Below are 23,048 nucleotides of genomic sequence, written 5' to 3' on the forward strand. Positions count from 1 at the left end.
GCTGCCATCATCACCCCCATGGTCTCCGTCGTGCTCATGCACAGCCCGTTCCTCGGCCCGTCGAGCATGCGACCGCTCGCCGACGAACTGGCCTCCGACGGGGTGGCCGTCCTGCTGGTCGACCTGCAGATGACCATCAACGAGGCCCCGGTGCACCAGCGCCTGATCGGCGCGTTCGCCGACGCCCTGGAGGACTCCGGCGTCACCGGACCGCTCGTGCTGGTCGGCCACAGCGGCGCGGGCCCGTTGCTGCCGGGCTTCGCCGACGCCCTCGAACTCGACGTGGCCGGCCTGGTGTTCCTCGACTCGGACCTGCCGACGCCGGGCAAGGCGTGGCGCGAAACCGTCGACCCGGCCCTCGTGAGCCAGGTCAAGGCATCGGTGCGGGACGGCAAGCTGCCGCGCTGGGACCGCTGGTTCGACTCCGACCCGCTGCGGCTCGTGCCGGCGGGGCTGCGCGAGGAGATGCGCGACGAGGCACCCGAGGTGCCGTGGGACTTCCTGAAGGAGCAGCGCCCGAGCGTCGAGTGGTCCGGGCCTGCCGGGTACGTGCTGCTGTCGCCGGTCTACGAGGCCGCGGCCGCGCGAGCCGAGGAACTGGGCTGGCCGGTCGAGCGCGTCGAGTCGCACCACCTGGCGGCCGCGACGTCACCCTCGGCGGTCGCGGCCGCGCTGAAGACGGTGGTCAGCACACTGTGAGGATCTCCGAGCCGGTCTCGGTCACGACGATCGTGTGCTCGAACTGAGCGGTCCAGCTCTTGTCCTTCGTGGTGACGGTCCAGCCGTCGTCCCACATCTCGCCCTCGTAATTCCCGAGCGTGATCATCGGCTCGATCGTGAACGTCATGCCGGGCTCCAGCACCGTCTTCACCGACGGCTCGTCGTAGTGCAGGACCACGAGGCCGCTGTGGAACGTGCGGCCGATGCCGTGGCCGGTGAAGTCGCGCACCACGCCATAGCCGAACCGGTTCGCGTACGCCTCGATGACACGGCCGACGACGTTGAGCTCGCGGCCGGGCTTCACGGCCTTGATGGACCGCATCGTGGCCTCGTGCGTGCGCTCGACGAGGAGCTTGACCTCCTCGGAGACGGTGCCCGCGAAGAAGGTCGCGTTCGTGTCGCCGTGCACGCCGCCGATGAACGCCGTCACGTCGATGTTCACGATGTCGCCGTCCTCGACGACGGTGCTGTCCGGGATGCCGTGGCAGATGACCTCGTTGAGCGAGGTGCAGCACGACTTCGGGAAGCCGCGGTAGCCCAGCGTCGACGGGTACGCGCCGTTGTCGCACAGGAACTCGTGCGCCACCGCGTCGATCTCGTCCGTCGTCACGCCGGGCACGACGACCTTGCCGGCCTCCTGCAGCGCCTGGGCGGCGAGGCGGCCGGCGATCCGCATGGCTTCGATGATCTCCGGCGTCTGCACCCACGGGTCGGTCCCGCGCGTCGGCGCGGGCTTGCCGACGTACTCGGGACGCACGATGCGCGAGGGCACCTGCCGCCTTGGAGATTGCACACCGGGTTGCAGCGTCGCACGAACAGCCATGCCCTCCAGATTAGCCGCCTACGCGCGCACCACCTGGAACCTGGTCCTCCGCCCGCGGCTCCGGCACCCGAGGGACGGGCAACAGGATGCCCGCCCGGATCAGGCGTTCACGCGTGGTCAGTTCTCTGGTCTTGCTCATCACGGCACCGCCTTGAGGAACCTCGCCGCCACCTCCACGGCCGGAGTCGAAGTTTCTCCGCTGAGCACCAGCGTCGCGAACGCGAGATCGCCGCGGTAGCCCATGAACCACCCGTGTGAGTGCACGCCGTCACCGAACTGTGCGGTGCCAGTCTTGCCCCTCACGTCTCCGTACGGCTTGAGTTGCGGTGCAGTGCCGGACTCGACGACCTCGCGCATCATCGCGCGCACCGGCTCGAGCGACGCCGCGGGCGGCGCGACAGGCTGTTTGTCCGCTTTGGTCTCCTTGCCGCGCACCAGCTGCGGCACCGGCATCGAGCCCTTCGCGATGGACGCCGAGACGAGTGCCATGCCGAACGGCGACGCCAGCACCTTGCCCTGACCGAACGCGTCCTCGGCCCGTTCCACGACGTCGGTCGCGGGCGGGACGGACCCGGTGATCGTGGTGAGCCCCGCGACGTCGAAGTCGACGCCGAGGCCCAGCGACAGCGCGGCGTCCGGCAGCAGGTTCGCCGGCATGTCGACGGCGAGCTGCGCGAACGTCGTGTTGCACGAGAACGCGAACGCCGAGTGCAGCGGGATCGTGCCCTTGTCGAACTCGTTGGAATTCGGCACGATCCGCCGGCCGTCGATGGTGGTCTTGCCGGGGCACGGCAGCGGGGTGTCGGCGGTGACCTTGCCGGACTGGATCGCGGCCAGCGCCGACACGGCCTTCATGGTGGAACCCGGCGGGAAGCGGCCGGTCAGCGCCAGCGCACCCTGGGCGTCGGCGGGGTCGTTCTGCGCGACGGCGAGGATGTCGCCGGTCGACGGCTGGATGGCGACCAGGATCGTGGGCTGCGTCAAGGGCTCCACGGCGTCCTCGGCGGCGGCCTGGATCGCGCGCGACAACGCGATGTTCACGGCCTTGGCGGGCTCGGGCGCCTTCGAGTGCAGTTCCTCGACCTCGGTGCCCTGTGCGTCGACCGTGCTAACGCGGAAGCCCGCGTTGCCCGCGATGTCGTTCTCCATGAGCTTGCGCACCGCCGGCAGCACCTGGGTGCCGAAGTTGCGGCTCGGTGCCAGTAGCGACGTCTGCGAGCTGAACCGCACGCCGGGCAGTTCGTAGATCTTCGGCTTCACGGACTGGTAGTCCGCGTCCCGCAGCGCCGCCACCTGGTAGGCCTGGCCCTCCGGGGTCTTGCCCACGCCGTCGGTGATCGTCTGCTGGGTGATGGCCTTGTCGAGCGGGCCCAGCGCGTCCGCGAGAGCCTTGCTGACGGCTCCGACGTCACCGGCCTCCTTCCCGACGAGCAGGACCGACACGACGCGTTCGGGGGCGAGCAACGGCGTGCCGTCGCGGTCGAGCACGGGCGCCGGGTCCGGGGTGAGCTCGGTGAGCTTCACGGTCTGCTGCGGCGTGAGCTTGGGGTGCGCCACCGACGGCGCCCAATGCACCTTCCACGTGTCGCCTTCCTGGCGCACGTCGAACTTGGTCGGGTACGTCCAGTGGCGGTTCTTGCCGAGGTTCCAGTCGAACGTGACGGACGCTTCGGACGCCAGCTCGCCGTTCTTGCGGATCTGGTCGACCTTGGTGCTCAGACTCTCGGGCTTGAGCGCTCCGCGGAACTTCTCGAGTGTCTCCTTGGCGTCGTTCGGGTTGTCGGTCATCCCGGCGGCACCCTGCACGTCACCGGACGCGAGCTTCGCCAGGAAGTCGTTGGTGATCTCCGGCGGCCCGGGCTCCGACTCGAACAGCCCACAGCCGCTCACCGTCACCAGCACTACCGTGATCGTTGCGAGAAGGCGCACTCGCGCGAGTATGCCCGGTCAGAAGAGCACAGTGGCGTATTGCCCGACTTGTTCGAATCCGATTCGGCGGTAGGCGGCCTGCGCCACCTGGTTGTAGCCGTTGACGTAGAGGCTGGCCGTGCGGTTGAGCACCCTGGTCAGCCGGTCGGCGACCGCCGCCGTGCCTGCCGTGCCGATGCCCTCGCCGCGGCGGTCCGGGCGGACCCAGACCCCCTGGATCTGGCCGACCTTGCTCGACATCGCGCCAATCTCGGCCTTGAAGACGACCTCGCCGTGCTCGAACCTAGCGAACGCCCTGCCTGCGGCGATCAGCTCGGACACCCGCGCCCGGTAGCCCGCGCCGCCGTCCTCGGCGCACGGGTCGATGCCGACCTCCTCGATGAACATCGAGATGGCGGCGGGGAGGTAGCGGCCCAGCTCGCTCGGGCGGACCTGGCGGACCATCGGGTCCGGGGTGACCTTCGGCGCCGTCGAGATGGCCATCAACGGCTGGTCACCGCGCACCTCGCGGGCGGGCCCCCAGTCGGGCCGGAGCTCGTCCCACAGCGTCAGGACCTGCTCGGCGGGACCGACGAGGCTGGAGCACATCCGGCCCCGGCGGCGGGCGCGGTCGGCGAACATCCGCATGGCCGCCGCGCTGCCCTTGAGCGGGATGAGGTTGGGGCCGGAGAAGCAGAGACCTTCGACCTTGCCCCTGATCGGCTTGGAGTCGGAGCCCCACATCTCGCCGCCCAGGCGCCACGGGTCCAGGCCGGCGACCTCGACCCGTGCCGCGACCATGCACGACGCCACGGGGTCGTGGTCGAACACCCCGCGCACGTCGATCAGGTCGCGCTCGTCGAGAACACGCGCTCCGGCAAGCCTCAGCACGTCACCTAGCGTGCCAGATGGACCGTGTGGATGACATCAGCCAACAGTGCGCTGTGCCTGGACACACGGTGAGGGCCCGTCTCAGTTCGCAGCCCGGGGTGTGGGGTGCCCCCACCGAACACAGAAGGGACGAGGTGTGCCTGCGCTTTCTGCAGGCACACCTCGTCCCTCGGCCCGCAAGACGGGCCCTCAGTCGTTCGTGTGGATCTAGCCGACGGTGACGGCCGGAGTGCCGCCTTCGACGGGCTCCATCTCCTCGGCGAGGCGCATGGCCTCCTCGATGAGGGTCTCCACGATCGCGTGCTCGGGCACGGTCTTGATGACCTTGCCCTTCACGAAGATCTGGCCCTTGCCGTTGCCGGACGCGACACCCAGGTCGGCCTCGCGAGCCTCACCGGGGCCGTTCACGACGCAGCCCATGACGGCGACGCGCAGCGGCACCTCCATGCCCTCCAGACCCGCCGTGACCTGCTCGGCGAGCGTGTACACGTCGACCTGGGCGCGGCCGCACGACGGGCAGGAGACGATCTCCAGCTTGCGCGGGCGCAGGTTGAGCGACTGGAGGATCTGGTGGCCGACCTTGATCTCCTCGACCGGCGGGGCGGACAGCGACACCCGGATGGTGTCGCCGATGCCCTGGCGCAGCAGCGCGCCGAACGCGACGGCCGACTTGATGGTGCCCTGGAAGGCGGGGCCGGCCTCCGTGACGCCCAGGTGCAGCGGGTAGTCGCACTGCTCGGCCAGCAGTTCGTACGCGCGCACCATGACGACGGGGTCGTTGTGCTTGACGGAGATCTTGATGTCGTGGAAGTCGTGCTCCGCGAAGAGCGAGGCCTCCCACATCGCCGACTCGGCCAGCGCCTCGGGCGTGGCCTTGCCGTACTTGGCGAGCAGGCGCGGGTCGAGCGAACCGGCGTTGACGCCGATCCGGATCGGGGTGCCGTGGTCCTTGGCGGCGGCCGCGATCTGCTTCACCTGGTCGTCGAACTTGCGGATGTTGCCCGGGTTCACCCGGACCGCGGCACAACCAGCCTCGATGGCGGCGAAGACGTACTTCGGCTGGAAGTGGATGTCGGCGATCACGGGGATCTGGGACTTCCGGGCGATCGCCGGCAGCGCGTCCGCGTCGTCCTGCGAGGGGCAGGCGACGCGCACGATGTCGCAGCCGGACGCGGTGAGCTCCGCGATCTGCTGCAACGTCGCGTTGACGTCCGACGTGAGAGTCGTCGTCATCGACTGGACGGAGACGGGGAACTCGCTGCCGACACCGACGTTGCCGACCATCAGCTGCCTGGTCTTGCGTCGTTCGGACAGCACCGGCGGCGGCAGTGCCGGCATTCCGAGCATCACGCCGTCACTCATGGGTTGTGCACCTTTCCGTGGATCACTCTTATTGCAACCTGATCGGGTTGACGATGTCGGCGGTCACGGTCAGCAGCGTGATGGCGCCGCCGATGAAGATGACCACGTAGGTGAGCGGCAACAGGCGCATGTAGTTGACCGGGGCGCCGGCGGGCTTCCCGCGCAGCTTCCTCACCCAGTCTCGCACCCGTTCGTAGAGGTTGACGGCGATGTGACCACCGTCAAGCGGCAGCAGGGGCAGGAGGTTGAACACACCGACGAAGAAGTTCAGGCCCGCGAGCATAAGGATGAAGAACGCCCACAGACCGCGTTCGGCGGCGTCACCACCCAGTCGTGACGCGCCCACCACCGAGATGGGCGTGTCGAGGTCTCGCTCTCCGCCACCGATGGCCTTGACCACGGCCGGGATGCGCTCCGGGAAGCGCATGAGGCCCTTCCAGGTGTTCACGAACATGTCGCCGGTGAACGCGATGGAGGCCGGGACCGCCGCGAGCGGGCTGTACTCGAAGTTCTGCTGCCAGGTGACGCCGATGGCGCCGACGTCCTTGACCTCGCGGCCGCCCTTGCCGTCGAGCACCTCGCGGGAGACCTGCGGCACGTTCACCGTGAGAGCGAGCTCCTTGCCGTCGCGCAGGACCTTGAACTCGGTCGGGCCGCTGAGCGCGCGGGTGATCTCGAGCATCTCGGACCACGTCTTGATCGGCTTGCCGCCGATGGACGTGACCTCGTCACCGGGCTGCAGGCCCGCGTCCTTGGCTGGGGCCGGGGCGCCGGGCTGGCACGGCGCGGTGAGGCCGACGGTGTGGTCCTGCACGCAGGGCGTGATCTCGGCGAGGACCGGCAGGTCCTTGTTGTTCGGCAGGCCGAGCGACATCGCGAGGAACAGCAGGATGAGGAAGCCGAGGATGAAGTGCGTGATCGAGCCGGCGGACAGCACGACGACGCGCTTCCACACCTTCTGGTTGTAGAAGGCGCGCTTGCGGTCGTCCGGGTGCACGTCCTCCAGCGCCGTCATGCCGGTGATCTCGCAGAAGCCGCCGGCCGGGATCGCCTTCAGGCCGTACTCGGTCTCGCCCTTGCGGAACGAGAAGAGCTTCGGGCCGAAACCGATGAAGTACCGGGTGACCTTCATGCCGTAGAACTTCGCCGTCAGCAGGTGCCCGAACTCGTGCAGCGCGATCGAGACCGCGATGCCGAACGCGAACAACAGCACCCCGAGGATGTTGATGAATGTGTTCACGGAAAGTTCAGTTCCTTCCAACCAGCTCGCGGGCACGTGCGCGTGCCCAGTCCTCGGCGGCCAGGACCTCCGCGACGTCCGCGGGGTCGTGATGCCATTCGTTCGCCTCGCCGAGAACCTGGCCGATGGTGTCCACGATCGACAGGAACGACGTGTGGCCGGCGACGAAGGAGGCGAGTGCCTCCTCGTTCGCGGCGTTGTAGATGGCAGGAAGGCAACCGCCAGCGGTGCCGGCCTGCCGCGCGAGCTCGACCGCCGGGAACGTGACGCTGTCCAGCGGTTCGAACGTCCACGAGGTGGCGGTGTCAAAGGTACAGGCGGCGGCCGCACCCGCGACGCGCTCGGGCCAGCCCAGCCCCAGTGAGATGGGCAGCCGCATGTCCGGGGGCGACGCCTGCGCGAGCGTCGAGCCGTCCGTGAACGTGACCATCGAGTGAATGATGGACTGAGGGTGCACCACGACGTCGACGCGGTCGTACGGGACCCCGAACAACAGGTGCGCCTCGATCAGCTCCAGGCCCTTGTTGACGAGGTTGGCCGAGTTGATGGTGACGACCTGTCCCATCGACCACGTCGGGTGCGCCATGGCCTGCTGCACGGTGACCGATTCGAGCTCTTTGCGGCTTTTGCCCCGAAATGGCCCGCCGGAGGCCGTGAGAACGAGTTTGTGCACCTCGTTCTCGGTGCCGCCGCGAAGGCACTGCGCGAGCGCCGAGTGCTCGGAGTCGACCGGCACGATCTGGTCGGGCTTCGCCGCCTTCAGCACGAGCGGCCCGCCCGCGATGAGCGACTCCTTGTTCGCGAGCGCGAGCGTCGCCCCCGTCTCGAGCACCTTGAGCGACGGCTCCAGCCCCCTGGACCCGTCCATGCCGTTGAGGACGACGTCCGCCGGACACGCCTCGATCAGGTCGACCATGCTGGTCAGCGTCCTGACACCGGGCACGTCGGCGCCGTTGGCCACCGCGACCGTCTTCACGTCGAACTCTGCTGCCTGCTGCGCGAGCAGGTCCAGCTGACGTCCACCCGCGCCGAGCCCGACGACCTGGAAGCGGTCGCGGTTGCGCCGGATGACGTCGAGCGCCTGGGTGCCGACCGAGCCGGTCGACCCCAGGATCAGGACAGTGCGTGGAGTACTCATCGCCCCTCATTGTTCCGGAGAGTGCCTGAGAGCCTCGGCACAGCCCGTTACTTTGATAACGGAGTGGTTTTGGAGGTGTGAAGTCGCCAGATCGGGGGCATTCCAGCGTCGTCAAGTCGTTGGAAGGAGACTCTCGGTGGGCATCCTCGGATGGATCGTGCTCGGCCTGTTGGCCGGAGCCATCGCCAAGGCGATCATGCCGGGCAAAGACCCGGGCGGAATCATCATCACGATGCTGATCGGCATCGTTGGCGCGATCCTGGGCGGTTTCATCGGATCTGCCGTCTTCGCAACCGATCTCGGCTCGTTCTTCGATCTGCGGACGTGGCTGCTGGCCATTCTCGGGTCGCTGGTGCTGCTGGGCATCTATCGACTGGTGACGGGCAGGCGTACGCACGCTTAGCCGTACACGACGTTGGAGGCCGTCCGGGTGTCACCCGGACGGCCTCTCGTCTGTCCGGGGTCAGTTCGCGATGCCCGCGTCCCGCGCCAGCAACGCCGCCTGCACCCGGTTCGTCAGCCCCAGCTTCGCCAGCAACCGCGACACGTACGTCTTCACCGTCGCCTCGGACATGTGCAGCTTCGCCCCGACATCGGCGTTCGACATGCCCTGCCCGAGCAGCGCGAGCACCTCGACCTCGCGGTCGGTCAGCCCCTCGACGGCCTTCTGCGCCTCCTGCCGCTTCGGCTGTCCGGAGGTCGCCACCATCCCCACCACACGTGACGTGACCATCGGCGACAGATACGCCTCGCCGTTGTGCACGGCACGCACGGCCCTCAGAAGCTCTTCGGGCGCGGAGTCCTTCAACAGGAAGCCGGCCGCACCGTCGGACAGCGCGCGCACGATGTTGTCGTCCTCGCCGAACGTGGTCAGCATCACGACCCGCACCGACGGTGCCACGACGCGGAGTTCCTTGGCGCACGCGAGACCGTCCATGCGCGGCATGCGGATGTCGAGCACCGCCACGTCCACCCGGCGCTCGCGGACGATCTGCAGCGCCTCGCGGCCGTCGCCGGCCTCCGCCACGAGCTCGATGTCGTCGGCGGTGCCGAGGATGGCCTTGATGCCCGCACGCATCAGCGGCTCGTCGTCGGCGATGAGCACCCGGATCATTGACCTGTCCTCTGCACGTGGATCTTCTTCTCGACCAGCTTGCCGTCTCGGAAGCAGAAACGCACCACTCGGGTGCCCTTCGCTAGGTACGACTGCTCGTCGGTGATGTGGTAGACGCAGCGCGCGCCCGGCGGTTCGGGGGCGGCCTGGGACTTGCGTTCACCGTCGGCCACCAGGGGTTCGTCGCCCGCCGGGAGCATCCGGAGCACGTCCGCCTCGGACTGGCCCTCCTGGATCCGGTCGAGGTTCTCCTGGGAGACGACCTCGGTCACCGGCTGGGCGCCGAGGTAGGTGAAGCCGCCGATGATGATCGCCAGGACCACGGACGCGCCCGCGATGGAGCCGATGCCCGCCCACTTGCGGATGCCGCGCGGCGATTCGGTCTCGTCCTGCTCGTCCTCGGGCTCGTCCGGGAGCGGTGTTTCCTCGTACGGCAGCACGGCGGCGATGCGGAAGCCACCGGACGGCAGTCCGCCCACGTGCAGGATGCCGCCGGCCACGCGCACGCGTTCGGTGAGACCGATCAAGCCCACGCCCGGTGTGCCGTTGGAAGAGCCGTTGCGTGACGGGTTGTTGCGCACCTCCACGACGAGGGCGTCCGGCTCGTACTTCACCGTCACCTGCACGGCGGCGCCTGGCGCGTGCTTCGCGGCGTTGGTCAGGCCCTCCTGAGCGACGCGATAGGCCGCGTGAGAGACACGGGACGGCAACGGATGCGCCTGCCCGCCACGCACCAAGCTGACCAGAACGCCTGCCTTGCGCGCGTCACTCACCAACGAGTCGATGGACTCCGCGGTCCGTGTCGCGGGGTCGTCGTCGGGACCGTCCTCGGCGCGCAGGACGCCGATGATCGCCCGTAGCTCCCCCATGCCGGTCAACGCCGCCGAGCGCAGCACCCCGATCGCCTCGCGTTGCTTGTCCCCCAGCGACGGGTCGAGGGCGAGGGCGCCGGCGTGCACGGAGATCAGCGAGAGCCGGTGGCCGAGGCTGTCGTGCATGTCCTGGGCGATGCGGCTGCGTTCGCGCAGCCGGACCTGCCGTGACAGCAACTTGTGCTCGCCGCGCATGCGCGCCTCGCGGTCCTGCATGGCCTGCACCAGCGCCTCGCGCTGCGCGAGGTAGCGCCCGACGAGGAACGGCAGCGCCACGCCCACGCCGAAGATCGTGACCAGGATCAGCATCCCGTAGACGGGTTCGATCTCGAGCGGGCGCTGGTCCCAGTCCCACACCAGCACCACCACGACGAACGTGATCGTGGTCGACGCGACCGCCTTGACCCACGACTCGATCCGGCGGCCGGCGGTGTAGCTCAGCACCACCATCATCGCGGGTCCGATGAACGGGATCGCCGCGCCGGCGATCATGGCCGTCGCCGGCAGCAGGTGCCGCAGCGGGAGCAGCACCACGTAGACGACGGCGATCGCCACCAGCGTCCAGCCGGACGCCTTCGTCTCGGCCCACGGACCCGGCCACACGTCCAGCAGGACCGCGGCGACCATCACGATCAGGTCGCCGACGAGCCGGACCACGGTCAGCTCCCGGAACCGGGCCAGGGTGTCGGCGCGGAACGCCTCGGCCCTGGTCCGCACAGCGGTAATCACGCTTTCAAGCTACGAGACGTCCCATGTCCGCGCGGCACGCTGGAGTATCGATTTCCCGCGACGAAAGTTGACGCCCGCATCAGATCCAGGTCGTTCGGAATCCCTTCGACGAGGTTCGAAGGACCCTCTGCGCCCATGATCGTCTCGGCATACTCCGCCTCCTGCACATCAATCTCAGGGGGAAACATGAGAAAAGCGTTGTGTGTGCTGTTCGCCGCCGCGTTCGCGCTGATGTCGTTGCTGGGGACGGCAGCCGCGAAGCCGGTCGAGATCAACCTGAGCGGCCCGGCGGAGGTGGGCGCGCCTGCACAGCCGGACGTGTCGGCCCAGGCGCTGTCGTGCGGCAGCGGCAACATGTGCGCGTGGCCGGTCGGTGACGGCAGCAGCAGCCGCTGCAGCTGGGGCACCGCCGACCCCGACTGGCAGGGCGGGGACGTCAGGTGCTCCTGGTCGGGCACCCGTCCGGTGCGGGCCGCCGAGAACGCCGGCGCCAGCACGGCCTACACCAGGGTCTGCCTGTACCCCGGCGCGAATTACTCCGGCAGCATCGCCTACTACATCCCGCGAGGCGTGGAGGCACCGAACTTCCCGAACGTGCTGATCCGCTCCCACAAGTGGGTCACCGGGAACACCTGCTGGTGACCAGCTGAGAGCCGAGGGTCGTCGGCAGCGTCCGAAGTGGACGCTGCCGGCGGCCCTCGGTCGCGTTCACCGACCGGCGGCCAGCACCCGCAGTCCCAGCGGGGTGATCAGGTGCCGGGCGAAGTTCTCCTCGCGTTCGGTGGCGATGAGGCCCGCCTCGCGCAGCACACCGGTGTGATGGCTGACCGTCGCCGGCGCCACGCCCACCAGCTTCGCCAGCCTGGTGGTGGTGCTCCCGCCGATCACCGACCGCAGGATCGACGCCCTGGTGGCACCGAGCAGCGCGGTCACCTGATCACCGCCCGCGCGCCCGCCGGCGAGGAGCCGGGACTCGGTCCGGATCGGGAACACCAGCACCGGGCACGACCGGGGTTCCGCCGGCGCGACCGGCTGTCGCACGGCGAAGTAGCAGGGGATCAACGTGAGGCCCCTGCCGCCGAGGTGCAGGTCGCGGTCGTGCGCGTGGTCGACGGACAGCACCGGCGGATGCCATCGGGTGGTGTCCCCGAGCGACCTGAGCAGCCCCTCCGGGCCGGAGTGCAGGTACTGGTGGATCCTGGCCGCCGCGTCGGTGCACAGGCCGTCCTCGATGATCGGCAGATGCGGCTCGATCACGCACCGGCGGTAGACGCGCAAGGCCTGGAGCAACGCGGCGGGAAGGTCGTCGGGCCAGCAACAGGCCGCGTGCGGTGCCTCGGCCATCACGGTGTGCAGCGCCATCCGCAGGTCCGGGTCGCGAGCGGCCTGGTCACGCACGTGCCGACGCCACGAACCGAGCGCCAGGTCGTCGTCCTTGTGTCGCAGGACCTGAGCGCTACCGACGATCTCCCACGTCAGGTCGGTCTCCAGTTTCAACCGGGTGTGCGCGATGTCCCAATCAGTGAAGTGAATGCGCAACTGCGGCACGTCTTCCCCCAAAGAGCTGCCGATGAACTCATGGGAGAAGTCGCTCGCACACAGACGGAGATACAGCCCTGGCGCGAAGTTAGGCCAGCTGTGCGATGGATCCCGACCTGCGCGCCCGCCAGGACGCGATGACCACACCGATGATCAGCAGCAACGCCGTCGCGGCCACCATCAACGTCGACAACGCCACGATCTCCGGCGAGATCCCCCGCTTCGAGGCCTGCGCGTAGACGAACACCGGCAGCGTCGTCGACCCGACACCGGTCAGGTACGACGAGATCACCACGTCGTCGAACGACAGCAGGAACGCGAACGCCGCACCAGCCGCCACCGCGGGCGCCACCAACGGCAGCGTCACGGTGCGGAACGCGACGAACGGCGACGCCCCGAGGTCGGCCGCGGCCTCCTCCAGCCGGACGTCCATTCCGGACACCCGCGACCGCACCACGACGACCACGAAGCTCAACGAGAACGCCACGTGCGCGAACAGCAAGGCCCCGAAACCCAACGGCACCCCGGCGAGCTTCACGAAGAACCCCAGCATCGCCACGCCCATGACGACCTCGGGCACCACCAAAGGCAACGACAGCAACACGGTCCAGAGCCCACGACCGGGAAACGCGCGCCGCAGCCCGAAAGCGGCCAACGTCCCGATGACCGTCGAGATCACGGCCGACGCCAACGCCAACTGCAACGTCAGCTGCAAAGACGCGAACACGCGCGAGTCGTCAGCGAGCTCCGCGTACCACTGCAACGAAAACCCGCTGATCCGCGACAACGACCGCGACGAGTTGAACGACGCGATGGCGAGCCACGCGATCGGTGCGTACAAGAACAGGAAGACCAGGCACACCACAGCGCCGAGCACCCACGGACGACGGTTCACAGCACGTCCTCCCCACGCCGTCCGCGCACCACGAGCACGAACACCACCAGCACGAGCAACAACACCGCCATCGCCGACCCCAGCGGCCAGTTGTTGCCCCCGCGGAACTGGTCGTCGATCACCGACCCGAACGTCGACTGTTCCACCCCGCCGAGCAGCTTCGGCGTCACGAAGTCACCCGCCGCGGGCACCAGCACCAGCAACGACCCGGCCAGCACGCCACTCATGACCCCCGGCAGCACCACGCGGAAGAACGTCGACACCCGCCCGTGCCCGAGGTCGTACGACGCCTCCACCAATCGCACGTCGAACCGTTCGCACGCCACGTACAGCGGCAACACCATGAACGGCAGGAACCCGTACGTCAGACCGAGCACGACAGCACCGTCGCTGAGCAGGAACCCTCCGTCGCGGTCGAGCCCGACCCACCCGAGCACGGTGTTCACGAGCCCCTCGCCGTCCAGCAGCGCCTTCCACGCGTAGATCCGCGCGAGGTAGCTCGACCAGAAAGGGATCAGCACCGCCGCGAGCAGCGCCGTCCGATAACGCCCGCCGTACCGCGCGATGAACCACGCCACCGGGAACCCGAGCAGCAGGCACGCGACGGTCGTGGCGCCCGCGTACAGCAGGGTCCGCCCGAAGATCGGCAGGAACGCCGGGTCCAGCGCCGTCCGGTAAGCCTGGACCGTCCACGGCAGCACGGCGCGGGCGATGCCGGTGTTCCGCGTGGCGAAGCTGAACTCGACGACCACGACGAGCGGTGCGATCAGGAAGAACCCCAGCCAGAGGCCGGTAGGGGCGAGGAGGGCGTTGGCCTTCAGCCAGCGTCGGAGCACGAATCGGCATCCTAGGTCCTGAACATCTGTGTACCGTTGTGAACATGAGTGTTCACCTGCTGCAGACGGCGACGTCCGTGCTGCTCAAGGACCCGACCGCGTCCCTGGGCGATGTGGCGCGGGCGGCGGGTGTCGGCAGGACCACACTCCACAAGCGCTTCCCGACCCGGACGGACCTGGTCCGCGCCGTCGCGAACGACGCGCTCGACCTGATCGACTCCGTGGCCTGCCAGGTGGACTTCGACCGCGACGACGCGCTCGAGGACCTGATGACGCGCCTGGTCGCGCTCGGCCCGCGGGTGGAGTTCCTGCTCCGCTTTCCCGGCCTCGAACGCGACGCGGAACTGAGGGCTCGCATCGAAGCGATGGACCAGCCCGTCCTCGACCTGATCACCCGGCTGCAGGGCACCAGGCTGCGCCGCGACCTGCCCGCGTGGTGGATCCTGCACACCCTCTACGCCGGGCTCTTCAACGCCTGGGAAGCGATCAGCTACGGCCGTCTCGCGCCGCTGGACGCTCCCCGGTTCGTGCTCACCACGGTGTTCGAGGGGGTAGCAAGTGCTGGAGCAACTGACCGGACATGAAGACCCGAATCCGATCTACGAACAGCTACGCGCGCACGGCCCGCTGACGCGTGACAACGGCATGTGGCTGACGACGAGCCACCCGCTGGCCAACAAGATCCTGCGCGACCGCCGGTTCGGCGTCAGGTACACCGACGGCACCTATCCGGGCAACGCCGGTCTGCTGCCCGAGTCGTTCCTGGAGACGGACCCGCCGGACCACACCAGGCTGCGCCGGATCGCCACGCCGGCGTTCAGCCCGAAGAAGATCGACGAGTACCGCACGCGCGTCGAGAAGGTCGCGGATTCGTTGCTGGACAAGGACGAGTTCGACCTGATCACGGACTTCGCGGCGCCGCTGCCGATCTCGGTGATCAGCGACCTGCTCGGCATCCCGGACGCCGACACCGCCGAGTTCGCGGACTACGGCGCGCTCGTCGCGGCCTCGTTCGACACGGGTGTCACCGCGGAGATGGCCAACGCCAACGACAAGGTGCTCGCGCTGTTCGACCGCCTCATCGCGGAACGCCGCAGGACACCCGGTTACGACGTGATCAGCTCACTGGTCGCCGCCGAGGCCGAGCAGCGGCTGACCCCGCAGGAAATGCTCGGCACGCTGGTGTTGCTGCTGGTCGCGGGCTTCGAGACCACGGTGAACCTGATCGGCAACGGCACCCGCGCCCTGCTCGACCACCCGTCGCAGTGGCAGCTCTTCAAGGCCAACCCGGAACTCGCGCCCGCGGTCGTCGAGGAGACGCTGCGGTGGGCGCCACCGGTGCAGCTGACCAGCCGGATCGCGCACGAGGATGTCGACGGGATCGGCCGCGACGAGATGGTCACGCTGCTGATCGCCGCCGCGAACCGCGACCCCGAGGTCTATCCGGAGGCGCACAAGTTCGACGTGATGCGCGTGCACAAGCCCGAGCACCTCGCGTTCTCCAGCGGCATCCACTACTGCCTGGGCGCGACGCTCGCACGGATGGAGGGCGCCGTGGCGTTCCGCGCGCTGGCCCGCCGGATGCCGGAACTGCGGCAGACGGGCCCGATCGAGTTCCGCGACTCGGTGGTGATCAGGGGAATGAGGTCGATGCCGGTCAGCCGGTCTTGACCTTCGTCCAGGCGTCCGCGTAGAGCGCTTCGGCGTCGCCGCCGAGGTCCTTGGTGAACGGGAGCTTCGCGAGCTGGTCGTCCGGCGGGTAGACCACCGGGTCGTTCAGCAGTTCCTTGTCGATCAACGGCTTCGCGGCGGCGTTGGGGCTGCCGTACCGGACGGCGTTGGACAGCGCCGCGCCCGCCTCCGCGCCGAGGACGAAGTCCATGAACCGGTGCGCGTTCGCGGCGTGCGGCGCGTCCTTCGGGATGACGAGCAGGTCCACGTAGGACAGTCCACCCTCGACGGGGATGGCGTACCCGATGTCGTCGTTGGCGGCGCGGGCCTGGAACGCGTCACCGGAGTACGACTGCGCCAGCCGCACCTGGCCGGACGTCAGCGGCTCGATCACGTCGGAGGTGATCTGGCCGAGCTTCTTCTTCAACGACAGCAGGAAGTTCGCGGCGTCGTCGATCTGCCTCGCGTCGGTGGTGTTCGGGTCGTGGCCGAGTTTCAGCAACCCGATCGCCATGCCGTCGCGGGCCTCGTCGAGGATCGAGCTGCGGCCCCGGGCATCCGGCAGGTCGAAGGCGTCGAACCCGGTGACGTCGCCGCCGATCTGCGACTTCGAGTACGCCAGACCCGTCGTGCCCCAGGCCCACGGCACCGAGAACCGGTTGCCGGGGTCGTACTCGGCCTCCGCGAACCGGGGCTCCAGGTTGCGCAGGTTCGGGATCGCGTCGTGGTCCAGCGGCTGGAGCAGACCGGAACGCAGGAAGCGGCGCAGGAAGTTGTCCGACGGCACCACGAGGTCGTAGCCGGCCTGACCGGACGCGATCTTGGCTTCCATCTCGTCGTTGGTCGAGAAGTTGTCGTACGTGACCTCGATGCCGCTGACGGACGAGAAGCCCGGCAACGTCTCGGGCGCGATGTAGTCGGTCCAGTTGTAGAAGTTGAGCTTCGGCTCGTCGGTCAGGTTCGCCGCCTTGGCCGCACTCGTACCCCCGGCGTTCTCCGGTGCCGGGCCGACCGCGCAGGCGGCGAGCGCGAAGAACGCCATCGAGCCCAGCATCGTGCGCCGGGTCACCCGTGGGCTGTCGACGTCCCACAGCCGGGCGATCCGGAGCTCACCCATCCGAGGACTCCAGCAGCACGGTGAACTCCGGGTCCCAGGCCACCCGCACGGACTGGCCGGGCGCGCCCGCGTCGTCGATGCGCTGGGCGTTCTGCACGAACGCCGTCAGCACGCCGCCGGGAGTGTCGACCACGAACTGCGTGGACACGCCCGTGTAGACGACGTCCTGCACCACACCGGCCAGCACGCACCACCCGGTGGGCGGCTCGGCGGACTCGTTGAACAGGTGCACCTTCTCCGGGCGCACGGTCGCGGCGACCTTGCGCCCGTGGGTGACGCTGCCGGAGAACTTGGCGCGCAGGTTCGTGGCACCGGGAGCCGTCAGCGAGACCAGTCCACCGTCCACACCGGACACCTCGGCGTCGAGGATGTTCGACGTGCCGATGAACCCGGCGACGAACCGGGTCGCGGGCCGTTCGTAGACGTCCTCCGGGTAGCCGACCTGCTCGATCCTGCCCACGTTCATCACGGCGATGCGGTGCGAGAGGACCAGCGCCTCTTCCTGGTCGTGCGTGACGTACAGGAACGTCGTGCCGACCTCGCGCTGGATGCGCATCAGCTCGATCTGCAGTTCCTTGCGCAGCTTGGCGTCGAGCGCGCCGAGCGGTTCGTCGAGCAGGAGGAGCCGCGGGCCGGCGGCGAGCGCACGGGCGATGGCCACGCGTTGCTGCTGACCGCCGGAGAGCTGGGTGGGCCTGCGCCGGGCGAACTGCGACAGCCGCACCAGTTCGAGGTGCTCGCCGACGCGCTTCTTCAGCTCGTCGCCGCGGATCTTCTTGCGCTTGAGGCCGTAGGCCACGTTGTCCCACACCGACATGTGCGGGAACAGCGCGTACGACTGGAAGACGGTGTTGACGTCCCGCCGGTACGGAGGGACGCCCACCATGTCGTTGCCGTCGAGCTCGATGCGGCCCTCGTCGGGGTCGACGAACCCGGCGATCATGCGCAGGACCGTGGTCTTGCCGCAGCCGGACGGGCCGAGCACCGAGAAGAACTCGCCCTCGTGGACGTCGAGCGAGACGCCGTCGACCGCCACCTGGTCGGAGAAGCGCTTGCGCACACCGCGGAGACCGATCTCGACGGGGGCGAACGTGTCCGGGGCGGAGGCCTCGGCGGGAGAGAAGCCGGTCAAGTCGAGGCGCCTTCACAGGGTCGGACGGGTGTGGCCGCGTCGAGCGTAGACCGGCACGACCTCGCCGGTAAGCCGTGCGCGCGCGACCTCACACATCCGTGCTCACTCACATGTGCGACGATGGCCTCGTAATCCGGATGAGCAGTGGAGGAAACCGTGGCTACGTCCTCGGAACTGGACAAGCGTCCTGCCGTCGACCCTCACGAGGAGCCGTCGCACGAGTGGGGCTGGCACGGCCAGCTGCCCAAGGGCACGCGCATCGCCGGCTGGCTCTCCGCGATCTTCTGCTTCCTGATGCTGATCGGCAACCACCACGGCCAGACCGAGAACATCTGGCTCGTGCTCTCCGGTGTCACGATCATCGCGCTGCTCGTGTGGGACGCCGCGCGCCGCAAGAAGCCCTGGCGTCGCTAGATCGCCTCGAGCACGATCTTGCCCTGGGTGCGGCCCGTCTCGCCCAGGGCATGTGCTTTTCCGGCCTCTTCCAGGGGGAACGTCGCGTCGACGTGCACCCTGAGCTCCCCCGACTCGACCAGCGCCGCGATCGCCTCCAGGCCCGCGCGGTCGGGTTCGACCAGGATCGGGCTGGTCCTGATGTCGTCGCGCATCGGCCTGTCCACTCCGGACGGCACGCCGACGAACAACCCGCCGGGCCGCACCGAGGCCGGTGACGCGCCGCCGACGAGGTCCACGAACACGTCGACGTCGTTCTTGTCGTAGTCGCCCCGGGTGTAGTCGATCACCTCGTCGGCGCCGATGTCCTTCAGGAACGCGTGCTTCGGCTCGCGAGCGGTGCCGATGACGTACGCGCCGTGAGCCTTCGCGATCTGCACCGCGAGGTGGCCGACACCGCCCGCCGCGGCCGTGATCAGCACCTTATGCCCTTTGCGCAGGTCAGCGGTGTCGATGAGGATCTGGTGGGCGGTGAGTGCGGCCAGCGGCAACGCGGCCGCCTCGACGTGGGTGAGGCTCTTCGGCTTCTTCGCGAAGTGGCGGGACGGCGCCGTGACGTACTCGGCGTACGCGCCCGCAGCGCGCGGGAACCAAGGCATGCCGTAGACCTCGTCGCCGGGCTTGAGGGTCGTGACGCCGAAGCCGACCTCCTCGACCACACCGGAGACGTCCCAGCCGTTGATGAACGGGAAGGTCTGCATCCCGGCCATGCCACCGCCGGCGCGGGTCTTCCAGTCGACGGGGTTGACGCCGGCCGCGTGCACCCTGACCAGGACCTCCGTCGGGAGGGGCGTGGGCTTGGGGACGTCGGTGAGGGTGAGGGGACCGCCGAACTCGTTCTGGATGATCGCTCGCATGCCCACTAGCTTGGGAGAGCAGGTCTCTTTTCGCAATTAGGCACTATCTTGTGCACTAGGTACCTGATAGAAACTATCTGTGATCAGGGACGTTTACCTCAAGATGTGTCCGTGTCGCGACCTGCTGGACATGGTCGCGTCCAAGTGGACGGCATTGGTGATCGGCGCACTTGAGGACGGGCCCCAGCGGTTCGGTGAGCTCAAGCGCCGGCTGGAGGGCGTTAGCCAGAAGATGCTCACACAGACGTTGCGCACGTTGGAACGCGATGGGCTCGTCACGCGCACGGTCTACCCCTCGGTGCCGTTGCGCGTCGAGTACGAACTGACCGAGCTCGGGCGCAGCGTCACGGGACCGCTGGCCGCGCTGCGGGTGTGGGCGCAGGCGAACTACGAGTCCGTGGCCGAGGCCCGTGAGACGTTCGACAGCGCCGAGCCGGTCGGGCTGGAGCCCGCGATCAGCCGGTGACGACCCAGCCGTACGACCACTCCGTGCGCTGCCCCTCGCACTTCGGGTCGAGCGAGTCGAAGTGGGCGTTCTCGAAGATGCAGCGGTAGAGCTGCATGGCCGGGACGTCGGCGGGTTTGTCGTTGAAGACGTAGCCGAGGTCCCAGAGCTTGTCCTGTCCCTCGCAGTCAGGCCACGGCGACGTCATGTGGTCACCTGAGCCCTTCACGCGGCACGCGACCAGCAGCTTGGTGCCCGGCTCCTCCTTCGCGAGCATCTTGCCGAGGCCTCCGGTCTGCTCGGCGGTGAAGCCCGCGGGAGGCCCCTTGCCCGGCACACCGCTGTAGTGGAACGGCGTGCCCTGCTTGACGTACCGGGTGATCGCGAGCGTCTGCCGCGGCGGTTTCGGCTGTGTCGTCTGCTGCGGGGGCGGGGCCTGGCTCTGGGACTTCGACGTGCTCGACGGCGCCGAGCTGGACGAGACCTGGCTGCTGCTCGGGGCGGCCGAACTGCTGCTCGTCACCGCGCTCGACGACGCCGGGGCCGTGGTGGTCGTCGTCGCACCGACGTTCTGCTGGGCGACCGCAACCCCTTGCCGCGCATCGGGTTGGAGGATGAACACAGCGGCGAGCGCGATCACCACGAGCGCGGCTGCGGCCCCGGCGAGCACACCGATCTTCTTGCGGGACTTGGGTTTGTCGTCGTTCCAGTCGTCGCGCGTGTGCGTCTGCGGCGTGACGTAGCTGGTGACCGGTTCGATGACGACGGTCTGCTCGGACGGTGTGAGCGGTTTGACCACCGCGGTGGCGCCGCTGAGCCGTTCCCTCAGTTGGGCCGCCGTGAGCCGGCGGGTGTCGTCCTGGGTCAGCAAAGCCATGATCGTGTCGGCGAGCGGGCCCCTGGTCCGCCGCAGGACCGGCTCCTCGTACATGATCGCGTGCATGGTGGCCGCGGTCGTGTCGCGCTGGAACGGGGATCGGCCCTCGACGGCGTGGAACATGGTGGCGCCCAACGCCCACAGGTCACTCGCCGGTGACGGAAGCTTCCCCGCGAACAGTTCTGGAGCCATGTAACCGGGTGAGCCCATGATGCCGCCGGTCGCCGTCAGCCCCGGATCGTCCATCGCGCGGGCGATGCCGAAGTCGGCGAGCTTCACGCGTCCGTCGGGCAGCACCATGATGTTGCTGGGCTTGACGTCCCGGTGCACGATGCCCGCCGCGTGCGCCGCCTCCAGCGCGTTGAGCGTCTGCAGGCCGATGTCCGCGACCTCGTCCTCGGTCAGGGACCTGCGCGTCATGACCTCGGAGAGCGTGGGCGCCTCGACGAGTTCCATGACGAGGTACGTCGCGCCGTGCTCGACGATGACGTCGTAGATGCCGACGACGTTCGGGGTGTTCAGGCGGCCTGCCGTGCGGGCTTCCCGCAGCACCCGCTCGGTCTCGGTGGTCCGCAGCTCCTTGAGCGCGACCTGCCGCCCGATGACCCTGTCCTCGGCGAGCCAGACGACCCCCATGCCGCCCCGGCCCAGCTCTCTGAGCATCGCGTATCGGCCCGCGACCAGCCTTTGTCTCGTCCCCCACGACGCCGCATGGTAGCCGCACGGTCGTGTCGGCTGGTTTCCTGTCCTGTTCTGTCCGCTGACAGTGCGTGCCGGTTTCGCTACCGTTCGAGATGGTCTAGACCGCTTCCCTGTCATCGCGTTGAAGGCGGTCCGCTCAAGCGCGTCCAGGCCGTGTACGTGCGCGGCGACCAGTCAGCGGACCGTTGTCCGCAGTTGCTCGGCCAGTTCCAGACGTTCGCCGACCAGATCGACAACTCGTTCGTCGAGGCGGCGTCACGCCTGGGCGGCGGCGTCCGGCACGTGCGGTTCGTGACGCAGCCCGACTGCCGCACGAAGGTGGACAACGTTGTCGTCCCGCAGTCGGCGATGTCGTCCCCCTCGGCTGTCGCAGACCAACTGGCCGCGCGCGGGTACAACCGCACCGATCGCAAATACCTGTTCTGGCACGACTCCGGTGGCTGCGGCGTGGCGTGGGGCGCGCCGGGCGACGACCGTCCCGGCGCCGACAACGGCTACAACTCCGGACCTTCTTACGCCGCAGTGGGAACGGGCTGCTGGACGTGGCAGGCAAGCGGCCACGAACGGCGGCATCCCGAACCCGCCCGGTGGCCTGGTGAACGTCTGCCCCGGAGCCCCCGAGAACCAGCTCGACTGCGGCGGTGACGACTACTTCCACACCAACCCCGCTTCGGGCTCCTACCTGGCGACGCACTGGAACGTGGCGCGCAGCCAGTTCCTTTCGTCGTCGGGTTCGGGTTCCGGCGCGATCGTGGGCATCGGCGGGAAGTGCGTCGACGTCAGCAACTCCGGCACCGCGGACGGCACCGTCATCCAGCTCTGGGGCTGCAACAGCACCGGCGCCCAGCAGTGGTCGCGCTCCGGAGACACGTTGCGCGCCCTGGGCAAGTGCATGGATGTCAACGGTTCCGGCGTCTCCGACGGCACGGTCGTGCAACTGTGGACGTGCAACGGCACCGGCGCGCAGGTGTGGTCGCGCGTCGGGAACACGTTGCGCAACCCGCAGTCCGGCAAGTGCCTGGACGCCGCCGGCAACTCCTCCGCCGACGGGACGAGACTGCACATCTGGACGTGCACCGGCGGCGCGAACCAGAACTGGCGGCTGTAGAAGTGTCGGCCCCCGCTTGTGTCTGAGTGGGGGCCTTTCTCACCTGTCGGGCGCTGTTGCAGGTATGCGCATACGACAGTTTGCTCACCTATACATCCCAGGTGAGAGGACTTCGCATCATGTCGGTCACGGACGAGCTGCTCGCCAACAACGCCGCGTACGCCGCCCAGTTCTCGGGTCCGCTCCCCCTGCCTCCTGCCAAGCACGTGGCCGTCGTGGCGTGCATGGACGCCCGCATCGACGTGTACCGCGTGCTGGGCCTTCAGGAGGGTGAGGCGCACGTCATCCGCAACGCCGGCGGCGTCGTGACCGAGGACGAGATCCGTTCGCTCGCGATCAGTCAGCGCCTGCTCGGCACGCGCGAGATCATCCTCATCCACCACACCGACTGCGGGATGCTGACGTTCACCGACGACGAGTTCAAGCGCTCGATCCAGGACGAGACCGGCGTGAAGCCCTCCTGGTCCGCTGAGGCGTTCGGCGACCTGGAGGAGGACGTGCGCCAGTCGATCGGCCGCATCACCGGCAACCCGTTCGTGCCGGTGAAGGACTCGGTGCGCGGCTTCGTGTTCGACGTGGCGACCGGAGTGCTGACCGAGGTGAAGTAGCCGCACGAGAC

General features: G+C 68.7%; 25 protein-coding genes and 1 pseudogene. 10 read left to right on the forward strand and 16 right to left on the reverse strand.

What is annotated here, in order from left to right; all coding sequences use genetic code 11:
- The first annotated feature begins 18 nt into the window (after positions 1–18).
- Positions 19–699, forward strand: coding sequence for an alpha/beta fold hydrolase (locus PV646_RS02665; RefSeq protein WP_500339845.1), 681 nt, complete (start codon positions 19–21; stop codon positions 697–699).
- Here the strand turns inward: PV646_RS02665 and map are convergent.
- The 7 genes from map to dxr all read right to left on the reverse strand — a co-directional run bounded on the left by map (position 686) and on the right by dxr (position 8,082).
- The gene (gene map, locus PV646_RS02670) at positions 686–1,543 is read right to left on the reverse strand and encodes a type I methionyl aminopeptidase (RefSeq protein WP_500339846.1); all 858 of its coding nucleotides are present in this window, start codon (positions 1,541–1,543) and stop codon (positions 686–688) included. The genes PV646_RS02665 and map overlap by 14 nt on opposite strands.
- 10 nt (positions 1,544–1,553) lie before the next feature.
- Entirely contained in the window at positions 1,554–1,682 is a 129-nt protein-coding gene (locus tag PV646_RS02675; RefSeq protein ID WP_500339847.1) for a hypothetical protein, read from the reverse strand.
- A complete protein-coding gene (locus PV646_RS02680; RefSeq protein ID WP_500339848.1) occupies positions 1,682–3,472 on the reverse strand; it encodes a penicillin-binding transpeptidase domain-containing protein in 1,791 nt (596 codons plus the stop codon). Before PV646_RS02680 ends, PV646_RS02675 begins: the two co-directional genes overlap by 1 nt.
- Before the next feature lie 18 nt (positions 3,473–3,490).
- Positions 3,491–4,342, reverse strand: coding sequence for a GNAT family N-acetyltransferase (locus PV646_RS02685; protein ID WP_500339849.1), 852 nt, complete (start codon positions 4,340–4,342; stop codon positions 3,491–3,493).
- A gap of 207 nt (positions 4,343–4,549) precedes the next feature.
- Positions 4,550–5,704 (reverse strand): flavodoxin-dependent (E)-4-hydroxy-3-methylbut-2-enyl-diphosphate synthase, encoded by a 1,155-nt coding sequence (ispG, locus tag PV646_RS02690; RefSeq protein WP_500339850.1) that lies wholly within the window; start codon positions 5,702–5,704, stop codon positions 4,550–4,552.
- Positions 5,705–5,732: 28 nt separating this feature from the next.
- Entirely contained in the window at positions 5,733–6,944 is a 1,212-nt protein-coding gene (locus tag PV646_RS02695) for a M50 family metallopeptidase (RefSeq protein WP_500339851.1), read from the reverse strand.
- Positions 6,945–6,951: 7 nt separating this feature from the next.
- Positions 6,952–8,082, reverse strand: a complete 1,131-nt coding sequence (dxr, locus tag PV646_RS02700; RefSeq protein WP_500339852.1) for a 1-deoxy-D-xylulose-5-phosphate reductoisomerase — start codon at positions 8,080–8,082, stop codon at positions 6,952–6,954.
- A 136-nt stretch (positions 8,083–8,218) separates the two neighbouring features.
- Between dxr and PV646_RS02705 the strand changes: the two genes are divergently transcribed.
- Positions 8,219–8,485 (forward strand): GlsB/YeaQ/YmgE family stress response membrane protein, encoded by a 267-nt coding sequence (locus PV646_RS02705; protein ID WP_500339853.1) that lies wholly within the window; start codon positions 8,219–8,221, stop codon positions 8,483–8,485.
- 60 nt (positions 8,486–8,545) lie between these two features.
- Here the strand turns inward: PV646_RS02705 and PV646_RS02710 are convergent, their stop codons facing one another.
- The gene (locus PV646_RS02710; protein WP_500339854.1) at positions 8,546–9,196 is read right to left on the reverse strand and encodes a response regulator; all 651 of its coding nucleotides are present in this window, start codon (positions 9,194–9,196) and stop codon (positions 8,546–8,548) included.
- A complete protein-coding gene (locus tag PV646_RS02715) occupies positions 9,193–10,797 on the reverse strand; it encodes a sensor histidine kinase (RefSeq protein WP_500339855.1) in 1,605 nt (534 codons plus the stop codon). The genes PV646_RS02710 and PV646_RS02715 overlap by 4 nt, the downstream gene beginning before the upstream one ends.
- A gap of 186 nt (positions 10,798–10,983) precedes the next feature.
- Between PV646_RS02715 and PV646_RS02720 the strand changes: the two genes are divergently transcribed.
- Complete coding sequence (locus PV646_RS02720) at positions 10,984–11,439, forward strand: peptidase inhibitor family I36 protein (RefSeq protein ID WP_500339856.1); 456 nt, start codon at positions 10,984–10,986, stop codon at positions 11,437–11,439.
- Positions 11,440–11,505: 66 nt separating this feature from the next.
- Here the strand turns inward: PV646_RS02720 and PV646_RS02725 are convergent, their stop codons facing one another.
- The 3 genes from PV646_RS02725 to PV646_RS02735 form a co-directional block, all read right to left on the reverse strand.
- On the reverse strand, positions 11,506–12,336 hold the full coding sequence (locus PV646_RS02725; RefSeq protein ID WP_500339857.1) for an ArsR/SmtB family transcription factor: 831 nt from the start codon (positions 12,334–12,336) through the stop codon (positions 11,506–11,508).
- Positions 12,337–12,424: 88 nt separating this feature from the next.
- On the reverse strand, positions 12,425–13,231 hold the full coding sequence (locus tag PV646_RS02730) for an ABC transporter permease (RefSeq protein ID WP_500339858.1): 807 nt from the start codon (positions 13,229–13,231) through the stop codon (positions 12,425–12,427).
- On the reverse strand, positions 13,228–14,067 hold the full coding sequence (locus PV646_RS02735; protein WP_500339859.1) for an ABC transporter permease: 840 nt from the start codon (positions 14,065–14,067) through the stop codon (positions 13,228–13,230). Before PV646_RS02735 ends, PV646_RS02730 begins: the two co-directional genes overlap by 4 nt.
- Positions 14,068–14,111: 44 nt before the next feature.
- On the opposite strand from PV646_RS02735, the gene PV646_RS02740 reads away from it, so the two are divergent.
- Together PV646_RS02740 and PV646_RS02745 are read left to right on the forward strand one after the other, a co-directional pair.
- A complete protein-coding gene (locus tag PV646_RS02740; protein WP_500339860.1) occupies positions 14,112–14,651 on the forward strand; it encodes a TetR/AcrR family transcriptional regulator in 540 nt (179 codons plus the stop codon).
- Positions 14,626–15,738: a cytochrome P450 gene (locus PV646_RS02745; RefSeq protein WP_500339861.1), complete on the forward strand. Its 1,113-nt coding sequence runs from the start codon at positions 14,626–14,628 to the stop codon at positions 15,736–15,738. The genes PV646_RS02740 and PV646_RS02745 overlap by 26 nt, the downstream gene beginning before the upstream one ends.
- On the opposite strand, the gene PV646_RS02750 is transcribed toward PV646_RS02745, so the two are convergent.
- Together PV646_RS02750 and PV646_RS02755 are read right to left on the reverse strand one after the other, a co-directional pair.
- Positions 15,725–16,855 (reverse strand): polyamine ABC transporter substrate-binding protein, encoded by a 1,131-nt coding sequence (locus PV646_RS02750; RefSeq protein WP_500339862.1) that lies wholly within the window; start codon positions 16,853–16,855, stop codon positions 15,725–15,727. The two genes, PV646_RS02745 and PV646_RS02750, sit on opposite strands and share 14 nt — an antisense overlap.
- Positions 16,848–17,987, reverse strand: a complete 1,140-nt coding sequence (locus tag PV646_RS02755; protein ID WP_500339863.1) for an ABC transporter ATP-binding protein — start codon at positions 17,985–17,987, stop codon at positions 16,848–16,850. Before PV646_RS02755 ends, PV646_RS02750 begins: the two co-directional genes overlap by 8 nt.
- Before the next feature lie 156 nt (positions 17,988–18,143).
- On the opposite strand from PV646_RS02755, the gene PV646_RS02760 reads away from it, so the two are divergent.
- On the forward strand, positions 18,144–18,401 hold the full coding sequence (locus PV646_RS02760) for a DUF2631 domain-containing protein (RefSeq protein ID WP_500339864.1): 258 nt from the start codon (positions 18,144–18,146) through the stop codon (positions 18,399–18,401).
- Here PV646_RS02760 and PV646_RS02765 read toward each other — a convergent pair.
- Complete coding sequence (locus tag PV646_RS02765) at positions 18,398–19,297, reverse strand: NADP-dependent oxidoreductase (RefSeq protein ID WP_500339865.1); 900 nt, start codon at positions 19,295–19,297, stop codon at positions 18,398–18,400. The two genes, PV646_RS02760 and PV646_RS02765, sit on opposite strands and share 4 nt — an antisense overlap.
- A 79-nt stretch (positions 19,298–19,376) precedes the next feature.
- Between PV646_RS02765 and PV646_RS02770 the strand changes: the two genes are divergently transcribed.
- Positions 19,377–19,763, forward strand: a complete 387-nt coding sequence (locus PV646_RS02770; RefSeq protein WP_500339866.1) for a winged helix-turn-helix transcriptional regulator — start codon at positions 19,377–19,379, stop codon at positions 19,761–19,763.
- Here PV646_RS02770 and PV646_RS02775 read toward each other — a convergent pair.
- Positions 19,753–21,282 carry a serine/threonine-protein kinase gene (locus PV646_RS02775; protein ID WP_500339867.1) on the reverse strand — a complete coding sequence of 510 codons (1,530 nt, stop codon included), beginning with the start codon at positions 21,280–21,282 and terminating at the stop codon, positions 19,753–19,755. The genes PV646_RS02770 and PV646_RS02775 overlap by 11 nt on opposite strands.
- 192 nt (positions 21,283–21,474) lie before the next feature.
- Here PV646_RS02775 and PV646_RS02780 point away from each other — a divergent pair, with 192 nt between their 5' ends.
- From PV646_RS02780 to PV646_RS02790, 3 genes and pseudogenes are all read left to right on the forward strand, one after another.
- Positions 21,475–21,966, forward strand: a complete 492-nt coding sequence (locus PV646_RS02780; RefSeq protein WP_500339869.1) for a hypothetical protein — start codon at positions 21,475–21,477, stop codon at positions 21,964–21,966.
- Between the two features lie 85 nt (positions 21,967–22,051).
- Positions 22,052–22,429: pseudogene (locus PV646_RS02785) on the forward strand (ricin-type beta-trefoil lectin domain protein); the annotation flags it as partial.
- Between the two features lie 119 nt (positions 22,430–22,548).
- Entirely contained in the window at positions 22,549–23,037 is a 489-nt protein-coding gene (locus PV646_RS02790) for a beta-class carbonic anhydrase (protein WP_500339870.1), read from the forward strand.
- Positions 23,038–23,048 lie beyond the last annotated feature (11 nt).

This window comes from Streptomyces sp. ID05-26A, from assembly GCF_033794685.1.
Classification (GTDB): Bacteria; Actinomycetota; Actinomycetes; order Mycobacteriales; family Pseudonocardiaceae; genus Lentzea.

Excerpts from the sequence above, each read along its gene's own strand:
- PV646_RS02665 (WP_500339845.1), top strand. The coding sequence starts at position 19 with ATGGTCTCCGTCGTGCTCATGCACAGCCCGTTCCTCGGCCCGTCGAGC.
- map (WP_500339846.1), bottom strand. The coding sequence starts at position 1,543 with ATGGCTGTTCGTGCGACGCTGCAACCCGGTGTGCAATCTCCAAGGCGG.
- PV646_RS02675 (WP_500339847.1), bottom strand. The coding sequence starts at position 1,682 with ATGAGCAAGACCAGAGAACTGACCACGCGTGAACGCCTGATCCGGGCG.
- ispG (WP_500339850.1), bottom strand. The coding sequence starts at position 5,704 with ATGAGTGACGGCGTGATGCTCGGAATGCCGGCACTGCCGCCGCCGGTG.
- dxr (WP_500339852.1), bottom strand. The coding sequence starts at position 8,082 with ATGAGTACTCCACGCACTGTCCTGATCCTGGGGTCGACCGGCTCGGTC.
- PV646_RS02710 (WP_500339854.1), bottom strand. The coding sequence starts at position 9,196 with ATGATCCGGGTGCTCATCGCCGACGACGAGCCGCTGATGCGTGCGGGC.
- PV646_RS02720 (WP_500339856.1), top strand. The coding sequence starts at position 10,984 with ATGAGAAAAGCGTTGTGTGTGCTGTTCGCCGCCGCGTTCGCGCTGATG.
- PV646_RS02740 (WP_500339860.1), top strand. The coding sequence starts at position 14,112 with ATGAGTGTTCACCTGCTGCAGACGGCGACGTCCGTGCTGCTCAAGGAC.
- PV646_RS02750 (WP_500339862.1), bottom strand. The coding sequence starts at position 16,855 with ATGGGTGAGCTCCGGATCGCCCGGCTGTGGGACGTCGACAGCCCACGG.
- PV646_RS02765 (WP_500339865.1), bottom strand. The coding sequence starts at position 19,297 with ATGCGAGCGATCATCCAGAACGAGTTCGGCGGTCCCCTCACCCTCACC.
- PV646_RS02775 (WP_500339867.1), bottom strand. The coding sequence starts at position 21,282 with ATGCTCAGAGAGCTGGGCCGGGGCGGCATGGGGGTCGTCTGGCTCGCC.
- PV646_RS02790 (WP_500339870.1), top strand. The coding sequence starts at position 22,549 with ATGTCGGTCACGGACGAGCTGCTCGCCAACAACGCCGCGTACGCCGCC.